The organism is Dysgonomonas termitidis (assembly GCF_054657735.1).
In genome coordinates, this window is record NZ_BAAHYD010000003.1 from 378,162 (window position 1) to 401,295 (window position 23,134).

11 protein-coding genes, 2 tRNA genes, 3 rRNA genes and 1 pseudogene are annotated in these 23,134 nt (G+C 43.5%); 10 read left to right on the plus strand and 7 right to left on the minus strand.

Going from position 1 to position 23,134, the window contains the following annotated elements:
- Positions 1-7: 7 nt before the first annotated feature.
- The 4 genes from nagB to ACYQ3L_RS22820 all read right to left on the minus strand — a co-directional run bounded on the left by nagB (position 8) and on the right by ACYQ3L_RS22820 (position 6,231).
- On the minus strand, positions 8-799 hold the full coding sequence (gene nagB, locus ACYQ3L_RS22805; protein ID WP_379999605.1) for a glucosamine-6-phosphate deaminase: 792 nt from the start codon (positions 797-799) through the stop codon (positions 8-10).
- 93 nt (positions 800-892) lie between these two features.
- Complete coding sequence (locus ACYQ3L_RS22810; protein ID WP_379999603.1) at positions 893-2,875, minus strand: glucosamine-6-phosphate deaminase; 1,983 nt, start codon at positions 2,873-2,875, stop codon at positions 893-895.
- A gap of 52 nt (positions 2,876-2,927) precedes the next feature.
- The gene (locus tag ACYQ3L_RS22815; protein ID WP_379999601.1) at positions 2,928-3,752 is read right to left on the minus strand and encodes an ROK family protein; all 825 of its coding nucleotides are present in this window, start codon (positions 3,750-3,752) and stop codon (positions 2,928-2,930) included.
- A gap of 406 nt (positions 3,753-4,158) precedes the next feature.
- Positions 4,159-6,231 carry an acetate--CoA ligase family protein gene (locus ACYQ3L_RS22820; protein WP_379999599.1) on the minus strand — a complete coding sequence of 691 codons (2,073 nt, stop codon included), beginning with the start codon at positions 6,229-6,231 and terminating at the stop codon, positions 4,159-4,161.
- Positions 6,232-6,743: 512 nt separating this feature from the next.
- Here ACYQ3L_RS22820 and ACYQ3L_RS22825 point away from each other — a divergent pair.
- The 5 genes from ACYQ3L_RS22825 (at position 6,744) to rrf (ending at position 12,098) form a co-directional block, all read left to right on the plus strand.
- A 16S ribosomal RNA gene (locus ACYQ3L_RS22825) occupies positions 6,744-8,270 on the plus strand.
- 202 nt (positions 8,271-8,472) lie between these two features.
- Positions 8,473-8,546, plus strand: a tRNA-Ile gene (locus ACYQ3L_RS22830).
- 107 nt (positions 8,547-8,653) lie between these two features.
- A tRNA-Ala gene (locus tag ACYQ3L_RS22835) sits at positions 8,654-8,727 on the plus strand.
- 190 nt (positions 8,728-8,917) lie between these two features.
- Positions 8,918-11,804: ribosomal RNA gene (locus ACYQ3L_RS22840) — 23S ribosomal RNA — on the plus strand.
- Between the two features lie 185 nt (positions 11,805-11,989).
- Positions 11,990-12,098: ribosomal RNA gene (gene rrf, locus ACYQ3L_RS22845) — 5S ribosomal RNA — on the plus strand.
- The 16S, 23S and 5S rRNA genes sit together here with 2 tRNA genes alongside, the layout of an rRNA operon.
- A 663-nt stretch (positions 12,099-12,761) precedes the next feature.
- On the opposite strand, the pseudogene ACYQ3L_RS22850 reads toward rrf, so the two are convergent.
- Both ACYQ3L_RS22850 and ACYQ3L_RS22855 read right to left on the minus strand, forming a co-directional pair.
- Positions 12,762-13,485: pseudogene (locus ACYQ3L_RS22850) on the minus strand (helix-turn-helix domain-containing protein).
- A 259-nt stretch (positions 13,486-13,744) separates the two neighbouring features.
- The gene (locus ACYQ3L_RS22855; protein ID WP_379993594.1) at positions 13,745-14,245 is read right to left on the minus strand and encodes a hypothetical protein; all 501 of its coding nucleotides are present in this window, start codon (positions 14,243-14,245) and stop codon (positions 13,745-13,747) included.
- Positions 14,246-14,505: 260 nt separating this feature from the next.
- On the opposite strand from ACYQ3L_RS22855, the gene prfB reads away from it, so the two are divergent.
- From prfB to ACYQ3L_RS22880, 5 genes are all read left to right on the plus strand, one after another.
- A protein-coding gene (gene prfB / locus ACYQ3L_RS22860) for a peptide chain release factor 2 (protein ID WP_379993593.1) occupies positions 14,506-15,619 on the plus strand; the annotation gives its coding sequence in 2 pieces (ribosomal slippage) (positions 14,506-14,568 and positions 14,570-15,619; 1,113 coding nt in all).
- A gap of 53 nt (positions 15,620-15,672) precedes the next feature.
- On the plus strand, positions 15,673-18,435 hold the full coding sequence (locus ACYQ3L_RS22865) for a S9 family peptidase (protein ID WP_379993592.1): 2,763 nt from the start codon (positions 15,673-15,675) through the stop codon (positions 18,433-18,435).
- A gap of 124 nt (positions 18,436-18,559) precedes the next feature.
- A complete protein-coding gene (locus ACYQ3L_RS22870) occupies positions 18,560-19,753 on the plus strand; it encodes a low temperature requirement protein A (protein ID WP_379993591.1) in 1,194 nt (397 codons plus the stop codon).
- 59 nt (positions 19,754-19,812) lie between these two features.
- Positions 19,813-20,109, plus strand: coding sequence for a GNAT family N-acetyltransferase (locus ACYQ3L_RS22875; RefSeq protein ID WP_379993590.1), 297 nt, complete (start codon positions 19,813-19,815; stop codon positions 20,107-20,109).
- Positions 20,110-20,154: 45 nt separating this feature from the next.
- Positions 20,155-20,376: a (4Fe-4S)-binding protein gene (locus ACYQ3L_RS22880; RefSeq protein ID WP_379993589.1), complete on the plus strand. Its 222-nt coding sequence runs from the start codon at positions 20,155-20,157 to the stop codon at positions 20,374-20,376.
- Positions 20,377-20,460: 84 nt separating this feature from the next.
- Here ACYQ3L_RS22880 and ACYQ3L_RS22885 read toward each other — a convergent pair whose 3' ends face one another.
- Positions 20,461-23,121, minus strand: coding sequence for a transglutaminase domain-containing protein (locus tag ACYQ3L_RS22885; RefSeq protein ID WP_379993588.1), 2,661 nt, complete (start codon positions 23,119-23,121; stop codon positions 20,461-20,463).
- Between the last annotated feature and the right edge of the window lie 13 nt (positions 23,122-23,134).

Sequence of the window (23,134 nt, forward strand, 5' to 3'; positions counted from 1 at the left end):
GAGATCTTTATAGATTGTCTTTCTCAATATCTTTAAAGTACTTGTATGTACCCACTTTCAGTTCGTCCGTGGCAGCTTCATCACATACGATGATTCCTTTCGGATGCAGTTGCAGGGCAGTGATGGTCCACATCTGATTAACGGCGCCTTCTACAGCCTGAGCCAGCGCCCGGGCCTTGTTGTGTCCGTTTACCATAATCAGGACTTCTTTTGCATCGAGGATAGTACCTACGCCCACCGTCACCGATGTTTTGGGAACCTTGTTCACATCATTGTCGAAGAAGCGGGAATTGGCTATAATTGTATCGTGGGTTAATGTTTTGATACGCGTACGGGATGATAAGGATGAACCCGGTTCATTGAATGCTATATGCCCGTCCGGGCCTATTCCTCCAAGGAATAAGTCCACACCGCCCAAGGCCTTCATTTTTGCCTCATAAGCAGCGCATTCTGCATCCAGGTCCGGCGCGCTGCCATTGAGTATATTTACATTGGCGGCATCTATATCTACATGATTGAAGAAATTGTCCCACATAAATGTATAGTAGCTTTGCGGATGGTCTTTCGGCAATCCGACATATTCATCCATGTTGAATGTGACTACATGCCTGAATGAAACCCGTTTTTCCTGATAGTGTTTAATCAGACCTTTGTACATCCCCAGTGGAGAGGAGCCTGTTGGCAGTCCCAGTACAAACGGTTGTTCAGCTGTTGGTTTGGCGGCATTGATTTTGGCTACCACATAGTTTGCTGCCCATTGGGATAAGGAGTTGTAATCGGGTTGAATAATTAGTCTCATGATATATCAGTGTTTTAATATTATGGCAAAAAATAAGACAAACCTTCCAATAATGGCTCTTATATCCTGAAAGGTTTGCCTTTTAACTGTAATTTATAGGGGATGATATTCTACGAAAGCTTCAATAGCTTCATAAGAGGCAAGTCCTAACTGGCGGTACAATTCTGCTGTAGCCTTGTTCCTGTCTTCGGAACGCTGCCAGAACAGACGTTCATCATTTCCCAGGAACGGCGCACTTTCCATCTGTGATTGATGTTTTAGAATCGCATTCCGTTTAGATCGTAATTCCTCCGGAGAGATAGGTACAGCCATTTCTATATGGTCTATTTCCCATTCAGCCCATGCGCCACGATACATCCAGAAACGGCATTCCTTGAGCCATTCTGAACCCTTCAGTTCGTCTACTGCTGCCAGAATGGCATCCAGGCATACCTTGTGTGTCCCGTGCGGGTCGGCCAGGTCTCCTGCTACAAATACTTCGTGTGGCTGGACCGATTGCAGATATTTCTTCACTATTTCCACATCGGCCTCCGATATAGGGTTTTTCTTGATGCGTCCCGTTTCGTAGAAAGGAAGATCGAGGAAGGTTGTTTTATGTGTGTCCATACCCACATAGCGGCATGCTGTTGTAGCTTCCTGACGGCGTATATGTCCTTTCAGGAACAGGATGTCGGGAGTGTCTATATCTTCTTCTTCCTTGTCGTGGAGCAGGTATTGAAGTATCTCCGCATATTTCTTCTCCAAAGCATCGTTGCCTGCGTCGTATTTTCTTCTTACGTCCTCAAGAAAAGATACATAACGGATGACTTCTTCATCACCTACGGCAATATTGCCCGATGTTTGATAAGCTACATGTACATCGTGCTTTTGATCTACCAGCCTTTTGAATGTCCCTCCCATAGATATGACATCATCATCGGGATGCGGGCTGAAAATTATGACACGCTTCGGGTATGGTTTAGCCCTTTCCGGGCGGTTGGTATCATCAGCGTTGGGTTTTCCTCCCGGCCAGCCGGTGATGGTGTGCTGGAGGTCGTTGAATATCTTGATGTTCACGTTATATGCCGAGCCGTATAAGGCTAATAATTCCTCTAATCCGTTATCCTGATAATCTTTATTGGTCAGTTTCAGGATAGGTTTGTTTACCTTGAAGCAGAGCCATACAATCGCCCTGCGGATAAGCTTGTTGTTCCAGTCGCAGTTTGTAACCAGCCACGGGTGGTTGATGCGGGTGAGCTCAAATGCGGCATTCAGGTCGATATGCACCTTGGCATTTTCGTGCGCCTGCAAACATGAAGCGGGTATGGAATCGGAAAGTGTTCCCTCTACGACATCTTTCACGCTCTTTGATTTGTCTTCGCCCCATGCAATAAGAGCGATCTCCTTCGCTTTCATGATTGTGGCTACGCCCATTGTAACAGCGCTAACCGGAACTTTATCTATAGAGCCGAATGTGTTGACCGCCTCTTTTTTTGACTGTACATCTAATAGGATCAGACGCGTTTGCGAACTCATGCTCGAACCGGCAATATTGATACCAATGTTGCCTGCACGCCCCAAACCGAGGAGAAGATAGTCTATTCCTCCCACATTGCGGATTGTTTGTTCATATGTTTTGCAGTAGTTCAGTATTTCTTCTTTCGATACGGAACCATCCGGCGAATACACATTTTTTGGGTCTATATCGACATAATCCAGCAATGATTCTTTTAATAGCTTCAGGTTACTGTTCGATTGGGGAGCGATAGGATAAAATTCATATATATTAAATACGATTACATTCTTAAAACTCAATCCATCTTCGTTGTGCAGGCGGATAAGTTCCTGATAGATTGTTTGAGGGGAATGTCCTCCCGGAAGGCCGAGCACGAACGGAGAGCCTGTAGCTTGTTTCTCCTTGATTTTTCGGGCTATTTCTCTCGCTATATGCAAAGATGCTTCTACAGAGGACTCATAAATCTCGGTAGGTACTTTTTCGTAGCGGGTCAGGGCAGATAGCTCAAATTCATTTTCCGGACGGTAGTAACGCAGAGGCACTCTATCCAATACAATTTGCGAACTTAGATCTAATCTCATATTAAAGGTTTTATATATAATTATTTATGAATAAACATTCGGAATAACTGACCTAAACAACTAAAGCTGCGGCTCCGAGCAGGTTGATATCTTCCCTCTTGGATAAAAGGATTTTCACACGCTCAACCGTTTCTTTAAAAGGAAATTTATATACGCTTTCATACATGTTGTCCGCGAAGAGTTCATAGCCTTTTACTATATTGCCGCCCAGGATAATAGCTTGAGGATCATAAGTGAAAAGGATTGTTTTCATGAGATTGCCTATATGCTCACCCAGTTCATTCCATAGAGCTAACATTTTTGCATCTCCTTGCAGTGCAAGTTCATAAGCTTCCTTAGCGGTCGTATTATTCCGTACAAAAAATTTCTGGCCGCAATAACGTTCATAGTCGGAGTACAGGTATGGAAGACTTCCTATTTCCCCTGCTCCCGTATTGTATCCGTTATATAATTCGTTATTTATGATAATACCCGCTCCAACTCCTATACTTAACGTTACGCAGACAAGATCACGGTAAAGAGTACCTTCTCCATAGTAGCGTTCTCCAAAAGCGAAGCAGTTGGAATCATTGTTAACAAAAACCGGAATTCTGAATTCTTTTTCGAGGATATCTTTTAAAGGGACTTTTTTCCACGATGGAATGTTGATTGCATCCTGGATAATCCCTTTTCCGGTCTTGACAATGCCGGATACTCCTATCCCTATACCGCGGATATTAGAGTTTATGATTGTTCCGATCGTTTCTATCAGATGGTCTATGATCGCATGTTCCGATTCTTCGGCTTTTGTAGGAACTACCAGCTTGCGGAATATTTGACCTCCGTCAACAATTCCCAGCCGCATACTTGTGCCATCTATATCTATTCCAATTCTCATAATGTTAAGAATGTAGTACGTTAAATTTGAGATGACTAACTAAATATTGAGACTGTAGCTTACTTAAAGTGCTGTTTCTAACAATGAATGATACTTAATCAAATCCATCTCTTTGTTTTCCATAATAATACTACAAATATATACTTCTAAAGAGGAAAAACAACAAATCAACTGTTAATTAACATCTAAAAAGTCGATATTGTTTAATAAACTTATTTTTTGTCTTCTTAAGTAGTTTTTTAATCTGCAGATATAGCGGCAGAATATTCGCTTATTGTCTTGTTGCGGCGGTTTCTTCTCTCTGGAAGATCCTTTGGCTCCGATGATGTGGGCGGCATTGCAAAGGCTGGATGCTATTTTATAGAAAAGACAGTGTCCGGCTTTTGCAAACACTGTCCTTTATGATTCAGGGTATCACCTGCAATTTCTCTATTCTTATTCTTGCGTCTACGGCAATAACTTTCTCTTCGTTTGCCAGAAGTGGATTGATGTCCATTTCTTTTATCTCGGTAGCAAACCTTAACAGTATAGATAAGCGGACGATTATTTCTGTAAATAGTTTTTCATTTAATCCTTTTTGTCCTCGGGTACCTTGTATTATTTTGTACGCCCTTAACGAACGTATCATGGATGACGCTTCATTGAAGCTTAGAGGAGCCAGGCCTGATGCTACATCTTTCAATATTTCCACAAATATGCCTCCCAGCCCGCATAAGACAATATGTCCGTATTTTGATTCATATTTTGCGCCTACAAACAATTCTTGTCCCGAAAGCATCGGTTGTATCATAACTTCTGTAGCTGCCGGTATTTTCATTAATCTGTCAAATTCGAGAGCAAGATGATTATCCGACCTTATGTTGAGAACCACTCCTCCGACATCCGATTTGTGTACCGGGCCCACGCATTTTGCCACTATCGGATAGCCTATTTTATTAGCAAAGTTGATAGCCTTATCTTTGTCGTTTGTTACCAGTTCCTGTACCTGCGGTATTCCTGCTGCATCAAATAACTCCCTGATTGTATCACTGTCTATATATCCGTCCGGCGCATTATCTATAATATTTCTGATGCGGGGGATGTCTATTTTTATATCCTCCATTTTTCCGACCGACGGGGGAGTCCATGATACTACTTTCGATAGGGCGTTTGCTAAAGCATATTCGTCAGTGAAGTTTACATGCCCTTTTTTTACAAAATTGTCCATTTCCTGTGAAGCGGCGATAACCGAAGGAAGGATCGGGTAAATAGGTAATCTGCATGTTCTTATTTTCTGGTCAAGTATTTCATATGCCTCGGCGACATTGCTTACACCAGGGTTGCCATATATTACGGCTATGCCATCAATTTCTTTGAAGCGCTTTTCGCAAAAATCGATACAGATAGCCATATGTTCTCCTGTCCCTGTGCCGATGATGTCTATCGGGTTCGATACGGCAGCTCCCGGGAGAAGATGTCCTTTCAGTTCCGCAGCAAGTTCTTTGTCCATCTCAGGAACGTCAATGTTTCCCTTCGATAAGGCGTCTGTCAGAATAACCGCGGGCCCTCCGGCCTGGGTAATGATAACCAGGTTTCTCCCTTTTATTTCTTTAAGGGTGAGGACGGCAGCTACATTAGCGAGTTCTTCTCTGGAATAGCAGCGGATGATTCCTGCTTTTCTAAAAAGGGCTTCGACTGCCGAGTCGGAACTTGCTATGGCTCCCGTGTGTGATGAGGCTGCCCGGCTGCCTGAACTGGAACTGCCTGATTTTATGGCTGCAATTTTACAGCCTTTTCGGATGAGGGATGCTGAGTGATTGAGAAAGCGGTCTGGATCTGCGATTTTTTCCAGATATAATAATTTGATCTTAGGGCTGCTTTTAGGATCGAATTCGTTGTCCAAGAATTCCAGAATATCTTCTACGCCTACCTGTGCCGCATTTCCTATAGACCATGCGGAGTTGAATCTTAAGCCGATTCTCATGGCCGATTCAATAATATATGTAATAGTTCCTCCCGAACTGGAGATGATATCCACGCCTTGAGGGTCCAGGTTTGGAACCGGACGGGTGAAAATGCTCTGATGCTTCGTATTGAAGAAGCCTGAGCAGTTAGGGCCGATCATAATTGCCCCGGCTTTGTTGACTATGTCTACTAATTCTTTTTCCAATTTAGCTCCATCTTCAGATTCCTCGCTGAATCCTGCCGAGAAAACAATGAAGGCTTTTACCCCTTTTTCTTTGGCCAGGTATTCTACGGTTTGTAGGCATTGATTTGCAGGTACGGAGATGATAGCCAGGTCTGTTCCGGGGATTTCCTCAATGCTTACATATGCCTTTATGCCTTGTATAGAGCCTCCTCTGGCATTAACAACGTATAAATCCTTATCGAATGTTCCGGTGGCTAAATTGTGAAGGACGCTTCCTCCGGGTTTCAAAATGTTATCAGATGCGCCTACAACTACGATGCTTTTAGGGTTAATTAGCTGTTCATAGATCATAAATTGGTTATTTAGGTGTTATTTTGCGTAAAAGTAGTGATTTATATGATATATAAAGGTTACCATAGACATAATATAAAACATAAAAATGACTGAACTTGTTTTTGAAAGCCCGTTTTCAAAAATATATTGTGATCCGTATAAACTTTTTTGTGTTTAATAACATGTTGTTGATTAATGTAATAGTTATCTTGGTTAGTGATTATGTAAAAAAATAATTAAAAAAAGGTTGTTTAATATTTGGAGAGTAAAGAATTGTTTTCTACTTTTGCACCCGCTTTACCACTAAAAGGCTCTTCGGCAGCGGGGAGTTTATGGGAGTAGAGAAAGCGATCTTTGAGATTATGAAATAACAACATTATAGAGTGTAGTACACAGTCTGAACCCTGGTTAAGTTTGGGGTTTGGATAAAAAGCTAGAGATAGTAAAAAAAGGTGCTACCGTCAATTACTATTACCCAATAGTAAAATAAAAACGCTTGAACAGGATCAAAAGGTTAAAAAAAAGAATATACAAAGAAGAGTTTGATCCTGGCTCAGGATGAACGCTAGCGATAGGCCTAACACATGCAAGTCGAGGGGCAGCATAGGGTAGCAATACTTTGATGGCGACCGGCGCACGGGTGAGTAACGCGTATGCAACCTACCTATAACAGGGGGATAACCCGGAGAAATTCGGACTAATACCGCATAAAACAGGGGCTCCGCATGGAGATATTTGTTAAAGATTTATCGGTTATAGATGGGCATGCGTTCCATTAGCCAGTTGGTGAGGTAACGGCTCACCAAAGCAACGATGGATAGGGGAACTGAGAGGTTTGTCCCCCACACTGGAACTGAGACACGGACCAGACTCCTACGGGAGGCAGCAGTGAGGAATATTGGTCAATGGGCGAGAGCCTGAACCAGCCAAATCGCGTGAAGGAAGACTGCCTTATGGGTTGTAAACTTCTTTTGTACAGGAATAAAAAGGGGGACGCGTCCCTTATTGCATGTACTGTACGAATAAGCATCGGCTAACTCCGTGCCAGCAGCCGCGGTAATACGGAGGATGCGAGCGTTATCCGGATTTATTGGGTTTAAAGGGTGCGCAGGCGGGCTTTTAAGTCAGCGGTGAAATCTCGGGGCTTAACTCCGAAACTGCCGTTGAAACTGGGAGTCTTGAGTATGGATGAAGTAGGCGGAATTCGTTGTGTAGCGGTGACATGCTTAGATATAACGAGGAACTCCGATTGCGTAGGCAGCTTACTAAGCCATAACTGACGCTCAAGCACGAAAGCGTGGGGATCAAACAGGATTAGATACCCTGGTAGTCCACGCCGTAAACGATGATTACTAGTTGTATGCGATATACCGTATGTGACTAAGCGAAAGCGATAAGTAATCCACCTGGGGAGTACGCCGGCAACGGTGAAACTCAAAGGAATTGACGGGGGCCCGCACAAGCGGAGGAACATGTGGTTTAATTCGATGATACGCGAGGAACCTTACCCGGGCTTGAAATGTACATGAATTACGTTGAAAGATGTAAGCCAGCAATGGCATGTATGTAGGTGCTGCATGGTTGTCGTCAGCTCGTGCCGTGAGGTGTCGGCTTAAGTGCCATAACGAGCGCAACCCACATTGTTAGTTACTAACAGGTCAGGCTGAGGACTCTAACAAGACTGCCGTCGTAAGATGCGAGGAAGGTGTGGATGACGTCAAATCAGCACGGCCCTTACGTCCGGGGCGACACACGTGTTACAATGGGTGGTACAAAGGGCAGCTACTTGGTGACAAGATGCTAATCTCCAAAGCCACTCCCAGTTCGGATCGGAGTCTGCAACTCGACTCCGTGAAGCTGGATTCGCTAGTAATCGCGCATCAGCCATGGCGCGGTGAATACGTTCCCGGGCCTTGTACACACCGCCCGTCAAGCCATGGAAGCTGGGGGTATCTGAAGTGCGTAACCGCAAGGAGCGTCCTAGGGTAAAACCGGTGACTGGGGCTAAGTCGTAACAAGGTAGCCGTACCGGAAGGTGCGGCTGGAACACCTCCTTTCTGGAGATGCTGTTCGAGCAAGGTAGTCCTTTTTAAGAAAGGTACTGCACTCTTAAATGATGTTGTTGTTTTAACATATACTCAGTTTACAGGAGTAGGTACAGGTTTACCAGTTGAAATATACTGTTTACTGTTTACTGCTAACTGTTAACTGACCAAGAGAAACCAAGAAGCTGGCAATCAGTTTCAGGCGAGAACAGCCAGTCCTATAGCTCAGTTGGTTAGAGCGCTACACTGATAATGTAGAGGTCGGCAGTTCAACTCTGCCTGGGACTACATCGCTGCGAGAGCAGCGAGGTTTCAAGATTCCAAGATTTAAAAATTTCAAGATTCCACAAATAATTTTGCAATCATTAAATTTTGAAATCTTTAAATCACCTTACGGGGGATTAGCTCAGCTGGCTAGAGCACCTGCCTTGCACGCAGGGGGTCAACGGTTCGAATCCGTTATTCTCCACAACTTAAGTGAATAACGAAGAGTGAAAAACGAAGAATATAAATTATATTTTTCACTTTACACTTATCAGTTTACACTTAAAAACGATCTTTGACATGATGTATAAAAAGAGCAAGTAAAGTTAGATTATGGAAATAATCTATCAAACCCTGCTAATGAATAATCTTCGGGTTATTTGTTAGATAGAAAAAAGAAAGTAGGAAAGGGCACATGGGGGATGCCTAGGCTCTCAGAGGCGAAGAAGGACGTGATAAGCTGCGATAAGCTACGGGAAGGTGCAAATAACCCTTGATCCGTGGATTTCCGAATGGGGCAACCCAGTATCCGAAGAGGATATTACACTATGTATGTAGTGAGCAAACGCGGGGAACTGAAACATCTAAGTACCCGTAGGAAAAGAAAATAAAAATGATTCCCAGAGTAGTGGCGAGCGAAATGGGAAGAGCCCAAACCGTTATTGTTTAGGCAATAGCGGGGTTGTAGGACTGCGCCGTGGCAAGACCGATTTGAAGTAGAACGCTATGGAAAGAGCGATCATAGAGGGTGATAATCCCGTATACGAATCATATCCGAAGCCTAGCAGTATCCTGAGTAGCGCGGGACACGAGAAATCCTGTGTGAATCAGCCGGGACCATCCGGTAAGGCTAAATACTCCTGAGAGACCGATAGTGAACCAGTACCGTGAGGGAAAGGTGAAAAGCACCTCGAACAGAGGAGTGAAAGAGACCCTGAAACCATGTGCCTACAAGCGGTCGGAGCATTAAAATGTGACGGCGTGCCTTTTGCATAATGAACCTACGAGTTACTCTTACTGGCAAGGTTAAGTACAATGATGTACGCAGCCGAAGCGAAAGCAAGTCTTAACAGGGCGTTTGAGTCAGTAGGAGTAGACGCGAAACCAAGTGATCTACCCTTGGGCAGGTTGAAGTTTGGGTAACACCAAATGGAGGACCGAACCGGTAAGCGTTGAAAAGCTTTCGGATGACCTGAGGGTAGGGGTGAAAGGCTAATCAAACTTGGAGATAGCTCGTACTCCCCGAAATGCATTTAGGTGCAGCCTCGGCGAATTACTTATGTCAGGTAGAGCGACTGATTGGATGCGAGGGCTTCGCCGCCTATCAAGTCCAGATAAACTCCGAATGGGCATAAGTTAATACCGGGAGTGAGGGCATGGGTGCTAAGGTCCATGTCCGAGAGGGAAAGAACCCAGACCATCAGCTAAGGTCCCCAAATACATGTTCAGTTGAATTAACGAAGTATGACTACTAAGACAGCTAGGATGTTGGCTTGGAAGCAGCCATTCATTTAAAGAGTGCGTAACAGCTCACTAGTCGAGTGGTCGTGCGTGGATAATAATCGGGCATAAACATGTTACCGAAGCTATGGGATAAAATATTATCGGTAGGGGAGCATTCTACTCAGCGTTGAAGGCGTACCGTCAGGTATTCTGGAGCGTGTAGAAAAGCAAATGTAGGTATAAGTAACGATAAAGGGGGTGAGAAACCTCCTCGCCGAAAGACTAAGGTTTCCTGATCAACGCTAATCGGATCAGGGTAAGTCGGACCCTAAGGTGTAGCCGAACGGCGAAGCCGATGGAAGAACCGGTTAATATTCCGGTACTGTTATACAGAGTTATGTGGGGACGCAGGAGTGACACTGCTGCCAAGTGACGGATTACTTGGTTAAAGGAAGTAGACGTAGACAGAGGTAGGCAAATCCGCCTTTGGAGTTGAAACTGATAGTACTACAATCCTTCGGGAGCGTAGATAATGCAGGTAAGCATACTGCCTAGAAAAACCGCTAAACGCTAATCTGTATAGCAACCGTACCACAAACGGACACACGTAGTCGGGTTGAAAATACTAAGGCGCTCGAGCGATTCACAGTTAAGGAATTAGGCAAAATGACCCTGTAACTTCGGGATAAAGGGTGCCATCTGTAAGGGTGGCCGCAGAGAATAGGTCAAGGCAACTGTTTAACAAAAACACATGGCTATGCAAATTTGAAAGAAGAAGTATATAGCCTGACACCTGCCCGGTGCTGGAAGGTTAAGAGGAGATGTCATGAGCAATCAGAAGCATTGAATTGAAGCCCCAGTAAACGGCGGCCGTAACTATAACGGTCCTAAGGTAGCGAAATTCCTTGTCGGGTAAGTTCCGACCTGCACGAATGGTGTAATGATCTTGACACTGTCTCAACTGTGATCTCGGTGAAATTGTAGTATCGGTGAAGATGCCGATTACCCGCGATGGGACGAAAAGACCCCGTGAACCTTTACTATAGCTTTACATTGATTCTGGGCACTTGATGTGTAGGATAGGCCGGAGGCTGTGAAGCGGGTACGCCAGTACTTGTGGAGCCATCCTTGAAATACGGCCCTTTAATTGTTTGGAATCTAACCTGCGGATGCAGGAACAGTGTATGGTGGGTAGTTTGACTGGGGTGGTCGCCTCCAAAAGAGTAACGGAGGCTTCTAAAGGTGTGCTCAGGACGATTGGTAACCGTTCGTAGAGTGTAATGGTATAAGCACGCTTGACTGAGAGACCCACAAGTCGATCAGGTAGGAAACTAGAGCATAGTGATCCGGTGGTTTCAGTATGGAATGGCCATCGCTCAAAGGATAAAAGGTACTCCGGGGATAACAGGCTGATCATTCCCAAGAGCTCATATCGACGGAATGGTTTGGCACCTCGATGTCGGCTCGTCACATCCTGGGGCTGGAGCAGGTCCCAAGGGTTGGGCTGTTCGCCCATTAAAGTGGCACGCGAGCTGGGTTCAGAACGTCGTGAGACAGTTCGGTCTCTATCTATCGTGGGCGCAGGATATTTGCGGAGATCTGACACTAGTACGAGAGGACCGTGTTGGACGGACCCCTGGTCTGCCGGTTGTTCCGCCAGGAGCATCGCCGGGTAGCTAAGTCCGGATTGGATAAGTGCTGAAAGCATCTAAGTACGAAGCCGACTTCAAGATAAGATATCCATTAAGGGTGGTTGTAGACTACGACCTTGATAGGCTACAGGTGTAAAGGCAGCAATGTCATAGCCGAGTAGTACTAATAGCCCGGACGCTTTCAAGGGTGTCAGTAACCAGAATGATGTTAACTGACGCCAAACAACAAACCAGAGGTTTGCTATATTACGAATATAAGATAACGATACTCGCTCTTTTACATCAGTCAATCCTACACGGTTGACAGCAAGGCATACGGTTGTGGTATTTAATACTGTAAACTGTTAACTGTAAACTGTTAACTGAAGATATTCAGGTGGTTATAACACCGGGGCTCCACCTCTTCCCATTCCGAACAGAGAAGTTAAGCCCGGTCGTGCCGATGGTACTGCGCAAGTGGGAGAGTAGGTTACCGCCGTTTTTAAGATAAGTCCTTCACTAAACAGTGAGGGACTTTTTTTGTAGATGCCCGATGAATAACCATATCGGTGGTGATCTGTCTCCCCGTAGACTCTCAACTTAAAAAAGTAACAAAGGTAACAGATATATCATTTAACGGTCAACAGTTAGCAGTAAACAGTAATACTGCTGTCTCTGCATACTACTTTCCCCTTCCTCAATCCATTCTCCCCTGCTACCGCACGACTGTATTGTGTCATAAATACATGCGAAAGATTCGCATGATAGCGGTGCAAAGACGTAAAAAAACATATTCTATCCTATACTTATCACTCGATATTCATTACTTCAAAGAACTCTCTAACCCGTAACTCTTTTTCAGTGAACAGTAAACAGTCATCAGTAAACAGTGTCGTGGTTTGTCATATACTCTGTCCATTTCCAAATTTTTCGTCTTCTTCGCTCGCGCAGACGTCCCGTCTGTGTGTTGCGTAGCAAACATTTTTGCCCTGTCAACAAGACATGGACTGGAAGTCCGCGCCAGCGGGTTAACTTTTCAGTTAACAGTCAACAGTTAGCAGTTAACAACTTGTATCCCGTATAATTTTTCGTTCTTCGCTTTTGGCTCCGCCGATTTTCAATTCGTTCTTCACTTTTCGTTTTTCACTTATTATTTACCCCTTCTTCAATCCGTTCTCGATGTATATCCCGGCGGCAGGAACGGATAGAGATTCTTTGGTTTGGGCTTCTCTACCGGAGCGGCAGATGGTTGTATGGCAGGCTGCTGCTCCATAGCTTGCCCCTGCTCATCTTTCACTTTTAGTTCTTCACTTTTCACTTCCGGTTCTTCACTTTTCATTTTGCCTTCCTCTTCCAGTTCCTTATCCACGGCCGCCACCACTTCCGGATTGAGCGAGCCGCCCGAACGGAAGCCGTTCCCTTTCAATATCATCAACTGACGCCTGGTCTCTTCGTCCTGTACTTCGATGACCAGCGGATGGCGTTCCGATGCAAGCAAGCGGTCTCTGTCCTTCTTCCTTTCCTCCCGGTCGAGTACGTACTTTATCGCGCGGATGCTCGGCGGACAGAATTTCTTTTCCACTACGCGGCATTTCTCCACCTCGTTCAGCGGATCGTTCTTATCGGGGATATAGGTGACCTTCTCTTTTTTCTGCACATAGCCTTCCCCTTAGCAGTTGTTTCAGTCCGATACGTGCCGAAGCTATCATCACCTCTTCGCGGTGGTCGATGGCTTCTTCCACCGCTTCGCCGAAATCGGGCTTTGCCTTTTTCCATTCATAAAATGTCTTGCGGCTTATTTTAAATGTTTTGCATATTTCGGAGATACTGCACAAGTCCTGTTCTATCATCCGGATAATCTCCGAGGCTGTTTTTTCTTTATACTTCATAAGACTTAAATATTAATGTTAATAATTAGTTTCTTATATAGATAAAGATATTTGGTTCTGATAAATTTTCAGTTACGCTGATATAGCCTCTGCCCGCGCAGATGCCCCGCTTGTGTGTGGCATAGTAAATATTTTTGCCCTGTCAACAAGACACGGACTGGAAGTCCGCGTCAGCGGGTCTATTAGTGATATATAAAAGTACGAATCAATTTTATTTAAGAAAAACTCTTTCTGATCTTTGGATAATTCTAATTCAATTTTACAAATAAATACAATCAGAATCTGGAATATCCGTATATTCTTCTTTATTTATGATTATCTGCCAGATTTTATCATACAGCCTTTTATATTGCAAAGCTTTTTCTTTATCATTAATAGGATTTTCCAAATCTATAAGATTTAAAATAACTTTATTACAACTATCGTTTTCACAGATTTCTATCGAAGTATCAAAGCTTGGAATAACTACTGTAACAGGATCAGTATCATTCCATTCTATTTCAAACTCTTTGGGGAAATTCTGAAAATGAATCTCCTGATATAAGTTATAGATCATTCTTCTTTCAGCATCATTGAGTGATATTTCATAAGATTTGGCGCCATTTGAATAACGTCTCTTGAATAAGGCAGTCTGTGAATTATAACTATCATTTGCGCCATCACTAATTTTAAAATAAAAGCGAGACGGAACATCAAATTTATTCTGTGTATTTGAACAACATAATAAGGCTAAAATCAGCAATAAAAATAAATATTTCATCGTCATTAGTTTCAATTATAAGGTTATATAAATTAGAGGAAAAGCCATCCATTTTTCCATATTTATTAAGTATATATTCTTCATCACTTGACTGATCTCACAGGCTTTCAGACTGTAATACCTATTACCTCCTTCCATTATCAAAAAGAAACACACTCACTATCTTATCACATTACAAAATACTGACAACTTATAACCCGTAACTTACAACTTATTTTTACCTTTGCATCTCAATTTAGTAATAACTTAAAAGGTAACTTATGATTACATCAGACCAACTCAAAGAAGTGTTGGAACGCGAGGATGCGTTAAGGAGGCATCTTTGACGTCGATGCGAAAAAAATACAACTCGAAGAAGAAGAATTAAGAACACATGCTCCCGGTTTTTGGGATGACGCAAAGACTGCGGAAGCCCAGATGAAGATTATCCGCGGGCTTAAAGGCTGGATAGAAGGATACGAAGAAGTAAAAGGTGCAGCCGAAGAACTACAGTTGGCATTCGATTTTCAGAAAGAAGGTGTTACGTCCGAGGAGGAAGTAGACGCGGCATATGATAATGCCGTGAAACTTGTCGAAAACCTGGAATTGAAAAATATGCTTCGCCGCGAAGAAGATAAACTCGGCGCAGTATTAAAAATAAACAGTGGTGCCGGAGGAACCGAAGGGCAGGACTGGGCGTCGATGCTCTTTCGCATGTACCAGCGATGGTGCGATTCCAGAGGTTATAAAACGACTGTCACTCACTGGCAGGATGGAGATGAAGCAGGTATCAAAACCGCTACATTGCAGGTCGAAGGCGAGTATGCATATGGTTATCTGAAATCGGAGAACGGCGTGCACCGTCTTGTCCGTGTATCGCCATATAACGCTCAGGGTAAACGTATGACTTCGTTTGCTTCGGTCTATGTAGTGCCGTTGGTAGATGATACTATCGAGATTGAAGTAAACCAGTCCGATATTACATGGGATACATTCCGTTCCAGTGGGGCCGGAGGCCAGAACGTAAATAAAGTAGAGACCGGGGTTCGCCTGCACTACAAATACAAAGATCCTGAGACAGGAGAAGAAAAAGAAATTGTAATAGAGAATACAGAAAGCCGTTCCCAGTTCGGAAACAAGGATAATGCGATCCGTTTGCTGAAATCGCAGTTGTATGAAATGGAACTGGAAAGACGTAGTCGTGAACAGTCGAAAATAGAGGCCGGTAAGAAGAAAATAGAATGGGGATCACAAATCCGCAGCTATGTATTTGACGACCGTCGTGTGAAGGATCACCGGACAAACTATCAGACTTCCAATGTGAATGCAGTAATGGATGGCGATCTGGACGATTTTATCAAAGCATATTTAATGGAGTATGGAGAAGAAGCCTGAAAAGGTTTCTTTTCCATTACACAGTCATCATATAACCTAAAAAGACCTTAATAATGAAAGCATATCAGATGTGCGTTGTTCTGGGTATAGCATTATCAACAGTACTTCCCGCAGTGGCGCAGAAGAAAGTATTGGATCATTCTGTTTATGATACATGGAAAAGCCTTTCCAATATTGAAATAACGAATGACGGAAAGTATAGCGTTGCTATAGTAAAGGAACAGGAGGGGGACGATTATCTTCTTATCCGGAACCTGAAAAGCCAAAAGGAACTTGTCCTACCCCGTGGTTATACATATACCGTTACTCCAGACCAGAAGAATGTAGTAGCTCAGATAAAAGCGCCTTACGCTGTAACCCGTCAGGCGAAAATAAAGAAAACGGCCGATGAGAAACTGCCTAAAGACTCTCTGGCGATAATATCCCTCGGTAAATTTACCGTATCTAAGATACCGAATGTGAAGAGTTATAAAATAGGAAAAGATTATTCCGATTATGTGGCTTACACATTGGACGATACGACAAAAGTAAAGGATAAGAAAGACGTAAAGGCGTATTCGCTTGTTCTCCGGAATCTTTATTCAGCAAAGGAAGATACAATTAAACATGCAACCGAATATGTATTCAGCCGCAACGGTAAATTTTTTACTACTATACTGAAACCGAATGCCAAAGACACAGTGAATAAACCGGGTGTATTATTCATTAATCTGGGTAACCTGGATAAAAAAACAGTTTCGACAGGAAAGACGATATACAAAAATGTTGCATTGTCGGAGTCCGGAAGCAAACTTACGTTCATTGCCACAGCCGATAGCCTGAAGAAAGAAATCAAAGAATATGCTCTGTTCTGTTTCGATGCCACTCTCGATTCAGCCAGACTTATGGCAGATAAAAGTACATCAGGAATGCCTGATAAATGGGGTGTGAGTGAAAATTATTCACCTGTTTTCAGTAAAGATGAGAAGCGCTTGCTGTTGGGCACTGCACCCATAAAATTACCAAAAGATACAACCATTCCTGATTTTGAAAAGGCTCAGCTCGATCTCTGGCACTGGCAGGAGCCTCAGATACAACCTATGCAATTGGTTCAACTGGAAAAGAAAAACAAGCAAACTTATCTCTCATATATAGATTTAAACAATAATAAGTTTTATCAGCTGGCAACAGAGGAAATTCCTGATGTGAATATTTCCGCTGAGAATAACGGAAAATACGCGTTGGGAGTTTCTGACCTCAAATATGAAATTGAGCAGCAATGGGACCTTTGGGCAGGATCAAGAAATGATATCTGGCTTTTCGATCTGGAGAACAATACAAAGAAGCTAATAAAAACGGGCTTAGAAGGACGAATTTATTTCTCTCCCCAAGGAAATTATCTGTTATGGTATGCTCCGGAAGATAAGAAATACTATGCTTATTCCGCCAAAACAGGACAAGAAGTCTGCCTGACAAACAGCCTTGATGTAAATTTCTGGGACGAAAAAACAGATACGCCGATGCTGCCTTATCCATATGGCCCTGCGACATGGATGGAAAATGATGCCGCTGTTCTGGTTTATGACAGATATGATATATGGAAGCTTGATCCTGACGGAGCGAAGAAGCCCGAAAACCTGACGAAGGGTATTGGGCGTGAAAAGAAAACCGTACTCCGGTATATTAAGACTGACCCGGAGAGCCGCTTTATAAAACCTGACGAAAAATTATTACTCTCTGCTTTTGATGAGACCAGTAAGGAAGCCGGATTTTATGAATGGAATAAATCGAAAGTAATTCCCCTGATAATGGGTAAATATACATATACTACGCCGGTAAAGGCAAAAGATAAGGATGTATATTGTTTTACGAAAAGCAATTTCAACACTTCTCCCGATTTATATGTTACTGCCGATTTATGGAAGACAGATGCTAAATTGTCGGATATAAATCCACAGATGAAAGAATACAACTGGGGCACGGCAGAGTTAATGTCGTGGACCATGTTTGATGGTAAGGAGACTCAGGGTATTGTATATAAACCCGAGGATTTTGATCCCGCAAAGAAATATCCTGTAATGATTTATTTCTATGAGCAGCATACAGATAATCTTTATCAGTATTTTCCTCCAGCGCCCAGCCGTTCCATCATCAATATCCCGTTTTATTGCAGCAGGGGTTATATTGTATTTACTCCCGACATAGTATATACCACAGGACATCCCGGCGAGAGCGCATACAATGCTGTTGTATCCGGTGCCGGGGAACTGGCTAAAAACACATGGGTGGATAAAAATAATATGGCTATACAAGGACAAAGCTGGGGCGGCTACCAGACGGCTTACCTGATAACCCGCACCAATATGTTTAAGGCTGCGGGAGCAGGAGCGCCCGTATCCAATATGTTCAGCGCGTATGGTGGTATCCGTTGGGAAACGGGAATGAGCCGCCAGTTTCAGTATGAGCAGACTCAGTCGCGTATCGGCGCCACTATGTGGGAAGCTCCGGAACTGTATAAGGAAAATTCTCCGGTTTTCTTTGCCGATAAAGTGCAGACTCCTCTGCTTATTATGCACAATGATAAAGACGGCGCTGTGCCGTGGTATCAGGGTATCGAATATTTTATGGCTCTCCGCCGTTTACAAAAACCGGTATGGATGCTACAATACAATAATGAAGCACACAATCTGAAAGAGCGGAGAAATACCAAAGACCTGAGCATACGTTTACAACAGTTTTTCGACCATTACCTGAAAGGCGAACCAATGCCTGTCTGGATGAAGACCGGGGTGCCAGCTGCAGATAAAGGTAAAAGCTATGGGTTCGAGTTGGAATAAAAGTTCCGGAATATCATAGGAAGACAGGCTTTCGGGCTTGTCTTTTTTTTGCCTTGTCGCCATTGAACAAAGCTTAGGTCGAATCGTTAATAACATAGCGTGATTTGATAAAATGTATTAACTTATGGCTCATTCTTCGCATACATCGCATTCCCTTCTTCGCAAGCGTGGAGAAGGAATCGCTACTGTTTCTTTTTCCGAGCTGCTTTTTGATCTTATATATGTATTTGCTGTAACGCAACTATCCCATTACTTTTTACATCATCTGAACTGGACAGGCTTTTTGCAAAGCGCTGTACTCTGGTTTGCAGTATGGCTCGGATGGCAGCATACCACATGGATGACAAACTGGTTCGACCCGAATATCCGCAGTATAAGGGGCATACTGTTTGTGCTGATGATGATCGGGCTATTGGTCGCGGCAGCCATTCCCGGGGCTTTTGGCGAAAGGGGTTGGATATTTGCCGTCTGTTATGTCGTCATTCAGGTCGGACGTACGGCATCTATCCTGTTTATGCTGGGCAGGAAACATCAGTTAACACCAAATTATACCCGTATATTCGGCTGGTTTGTTATATCCGCAGTCTTCTGGATAATCGGTGCATTTCAGGAAGGAGAAATGCGTTTATTCCTGTGGGCTATTGCTGTCCTGTGTGACTATACTGCTCCCATGTTCGGTTTTTACCTTCCGTTTCTGGGACGGTCGGATTCGGCTAAAGACTGGACAATAGACGGGCATCATCTGGCCGAAAGAAGCCAGCTTTTTGTTATTATAGCCTTTGGGGAAACGATTTTGATGTCCGGCGCTTCATTAAGCGAAATCGAAGTCTGGACAGCTCCGGTTGTTTTAGCGGCACTTATATCATTCATAAGCAGTCTGGCTATGTGGTGGATTTATTTTGATGCAAGTAGCGAAGCCGGAGCGGAAAAAATAATGGAGGTAGATAATCCGGGTTTGCTGGGCTTGAAATATCATTCGATACATGTTATCCTGGTCGGTGCATTGATCCTTTGTGCAGTGGGAGATGAGCTGGTTGTTAACCATCCTTTGGAACACATGACCGCTGCTGCAATATTTGTCGTGATTGTGGGGCCGGTTATCTATCTGGTTGCTAATATGGTGTATAAATGGTTTACATGCAGGGTTGTAGCTAAGTCCCATATTATAGCCATCGCGGCTTTGCTTATCCTTATTTTCTTCAGTTCTCATCTTAATCTGATCGCTGCTAATACATTGTCTGTCTCTATATTTGTCTTTATCAGTATTTACGAGGTTGTAGATTCGAAGAAGAAAGGGCGTAAAAAAATAAGGGGATAAACAATATGCGGCAACAGGATGTTTATAAATAAGTTACAAACTAAATAAACTATCCGGCAATGGAAAACTATGAATTAATCAACAATACAGACGGAAACCAATATGAGTTTCATGTGGGAAAATATCTTGCTAAGATAGAATATATAAAAACAAATAACGGCGAAATATACCTGACACACACTGAGGTTCCTGTTGCACTCGAAGGCCAGGGGATAGGCAGCCGGCTCGTAGAAAAAGTTCTGGCAGATATAGAGAAAAAAGAATTACGCCTGATTCCTCTTTGTCCTTTCGTGGCAGGATATATCAAAAAACATCCGGATTGGAGGCGTCTTGTTATGAAAGGCTTCAACGTGTGATTCGGAGGAAATAGTAAGATCAACTAAATATACAAAACTAAAGACATGGAAAAGAAAATCGAATACACCAATGGTGAACTTACCATCATATGGCAACCGCAGCTTTGCCAGCACGCCGGTGTTTGTGTGAAAATGCTGCCGGAAGTATATAATCCTAAAGACAGGCCTTGGGTAAAACCGGAAAATGCGACGACGGAACAACTAATTGCTCAGATAAATAAGTGTCCTTCCGGTGCATTAAGCTATAAGCTGAATGATAAAGACTGAACAGAGCCAGCATTAATATCATAATTATAACCATAACGGCCATCAAAATGATGGCCGTCAGGTTATAATTGTCTCTTCCCAAGGCTACTTTTTCGTTGCTTTTTCTTCTTCTATCGTTTTAAGGATATTTTCTCCGATGCCGATCCGGTAACCCTGTGACGAATATAATATGCCTCCGTTCGTAGACAAATAAATCGTCAGAGGGAAATTGTTGGAGAAATCTATTTGCAAAGCTCCTGCGACGGCATTAAGCAATACGCGGTTATTGTCGGTCATCCATAACGATTGCTTAGGCAGGCCTTTAAATACAGAGGCATCAAACGCCTTGCTCAATTTATCGTCCGGCACAGCAAATAATATTCCGCCGTTCCAGTCTTCAATAGCCTGCTGTACAGCCGGCAGATCCTGAAGAATATGCTTGGTCGGTTCTTTGTCAGGATCGGCGAAGCAGATAACCAGACCTTTTTTATTGGTCAGTTCCTTCAGTGTTTTTTTGCTGCCGTCATTCAATGTGACTATCGTATTCGGATCTACGATACCTTGTACCTGAATACGTCCTTCCACCTTAGGCAGTTTGATTTCTATGGCTCTGGACTCCTTGCCTTTCACTTCTATGTAACGTGTGTCAATGGTTACAGAACCATCATTTCCCCTGCTGCCCGTCATTATACGGTAATAACCTTCGTCAACGGATATTTTTGCAGGCAGGCTTTTTATTTCGTTCTCATAATCCAGTGTGACAAAATTTCCATTTTCGAAACGGGCGATTGTAAAATGGGTATAGTATCCCGGTTTTACTATATTATCCTTTGCGCTTGTGAATGTTATAACCGCTTTTGGCTTTTCCTCGGCTTGTTTTTCAAAAAATATATCTGTCCACAGATTATCTTCTGCCCTGAGATATTGAGGGCGGCTGGTAGCGGGGTCTATACGTGTCAGTATATCCATCGAACGGCATAAGGCGACAAAGAATATATCTCTCGAATGTTTATCGGAAACTTTTAGTTCATATACTCCTTGCGGCGAGACAGGACATTTGAAATAATTTTGGTCATTATCCACTTTTATATTAGTACGGACGAAGTCTGCCACGGTCTGTATGTCGGAACGGGATTTATTGATAAAATCTTCAGTCAGTACCTGTTTGAAATAGCCACGCCAGGGGCGGATTAATTCCAGGCTGATGCGGGGTGATAATATATATTCTGCATAACGTTTATGGAAGTCAGGTATTTCACCCGGCCATGAGCCGCTGACATCCAGATGGTCTGATAAATAATCCGCAGGGGTGTCGCGCAAGTCTTTGTCTTTTAATGATTCTATGAATGGGTACAAATACCCGTTGCTTTTCTGAGATTTAAGGAATGCGGATATCTCTTGCCAGTTTCCCTGCGATTTGGATAAATATTCCCATGTTTTATCAGCGTTCAGATCGTTTTCCCCGGCAAATTTGCGGGCATCGGCCTCACTTATAAATGTATTCATATAGGCATTGCGGATAGAGTCTTCATGTGCCAGACGCTTCGCGTTTTCAGCGATTTTCTCGGCGGAAAGTTCTTTTACAGACTGTTCGGAAGGAGCTTCCATAATGAAGGATTCTTCAAATTCCCCGCCTTGCTTTTCTTTCAGGGTAACGGTTAATTCTTCGCCGCCAGGCGCCGATTTTGCATAGCCGTATATATTATCTTTGTTCGCCCACACAAGTATGTCTCCCATACCGGAAACAATGGACGCGCTGCCGTCCTCCTTTGTAATGCTTGTAGCAATAGGATAAAATTCGGCATAATTATATACATTAAAGTTTACGTTTGCTCCGGATACGGGTTTGCCCGATTCATCCACGACCTTTACTTTTACATCGCGGGTAGCAGTATAGTTGCCCAATAGATTGATAACGGAATACAGACCGGTCTGTACATTTTTTTCTTCCGGGCCGTCATATAATCCGAAAACATTGGTATGCACCATCATCGCCCGTTTTACAGGCGCGGAGAACCATGCCACATCCAGTTCCGGTTCGGGCTCACAGGCGCCGATATAGTGCCACTTTTCATCGACCCATGCTTCGACCCATGCATGGTTGTCGTCGGTGTGTACCCAACGTGGAGTGTAGCATTGGCGGGCAGGAATGCCTACAGCCCGTAAGGCTGCTGTAGTAAATGTAGACTCTTCCCCGCAGCGGCCCCAGGATGTTTTGGCTAAAGCCAAAGGGGAAGATGTGCGTCCGTCCGTTCCTCTGTATGTTACTTTTTCGTGGCACCAGTGATTGACTTCGAGCACGGCCTGTTCCATTGTCAGGTTTTTGACCCGGTCTTTTAATTCTTCGAAAAAGACCTGGCGTGCCGTATCCAGATTTTCATTATTCACACGGTAAACCAATACAAAATGGCGGAAAATATCATCAGGTATTTTCTTTCCCCAATCAAAATAGTCGCGGGCATGGAATGCGGCGTCTACCTGTCCGAGAAAAAAATCACCGTCATAATCAGCCAGATCGGAGAGCGGCATATAAGCATATAGAAATTCCAAAGCCTCTCTTTTTTCCAAACTCAGACCCGGTTTGTCTAATACAGTAAATAGTTGTTTACCACGGCCGGAAGCCAGTTCTTTTCTTTTAAGGAATTGCTCGTGCACTTCTTTCCTGTATTTTTCGTTTTTCAGAAAATGAGGATTCGACTCACTACAGGCACTGATAATAATCAATACGGGAAGTACGATAATAGAGTAGAAGCTTATTTTTTTCATGTCTATTAATAAA

What these genes read in the sequence shown, in the direction of transcription:
- nagB (WP_379999605.1), bottom strand. Translation starts at nt 799, where the DNA reads ATGAGACTAATTATTCAACCCGATTACAACTCCTTATCCCAATGGGCA.
- ACYQ3L_RS22810 (WP_379999603.1), bottom strand. Translation starts at nt 2,875, where the DNA reads ATGAGATTAGATCTAAGTTCGCAAATTGTATTGGATAGAGTGCCTCTG.
- ACYQ3L_RS22815 (WP_379999601.1), bottom strand. Translation starts at nt 3,752, where the DNA reads ATGAGAATTGGAATAGATATAGATGGCACAAGTATGCGGCTGGGAATT.
- ACYQ3L_RS22820 (WP_379999599.1), bottom strand. Translation starts at nt 6,231, where the DNA reads ATGATCTATGAACAGCTAATTAACCCTAAAAGCATCGTAGTTGTAGGC.
- ACYQ3L_RS22855 (WP_379993594.1), bottom strand. Translation starts at nt 14,245, where the DNA reads ATGAAATATTTATTTTTATTGCTGATTTTAGCCTTATTATGTTGTTCA.
- ACYQ3L_RS22865 (WP_379993592.1), top strand. Translation starts at nt 15,673, where the DNA reads ATGAAAGCATATCAGATGTGCGTTGTTCTGGGTATAGCATTATCAACA.
- ACYQ3L_RS22870 (WP_379993591.1), top strand. Translation starts at nt 18,560, where the DNA reads ATGGCTCATTCTTCGCATACATCGCATTCCCTTCTTCGCAAGCGTGGA.
- ACYQ3L_RS22875 (WP_379993590.1), top strand. Translation starts at nt 19,813, where the DNA reads ATGGAAAACTATGAATTAATCAACAATACAGACGGAAACCAATATGAG.
- ACYQ3L_RS22880 (WP_379993589.1), top strand. Translation starts at nt 20,155, where the DNA reads ATGGAAAAGAAAATCGAATACACCAATGGTGAACTTACCATCATATGG.
- ACYQ3L_RS22885 (WP_379993588.1), bottom strand. Translation starts at nt 23,121, where the DNA reads ATGAAAAAAATAAGCTTCTACTCTATTATCGTACTTCCCGTATTGATT.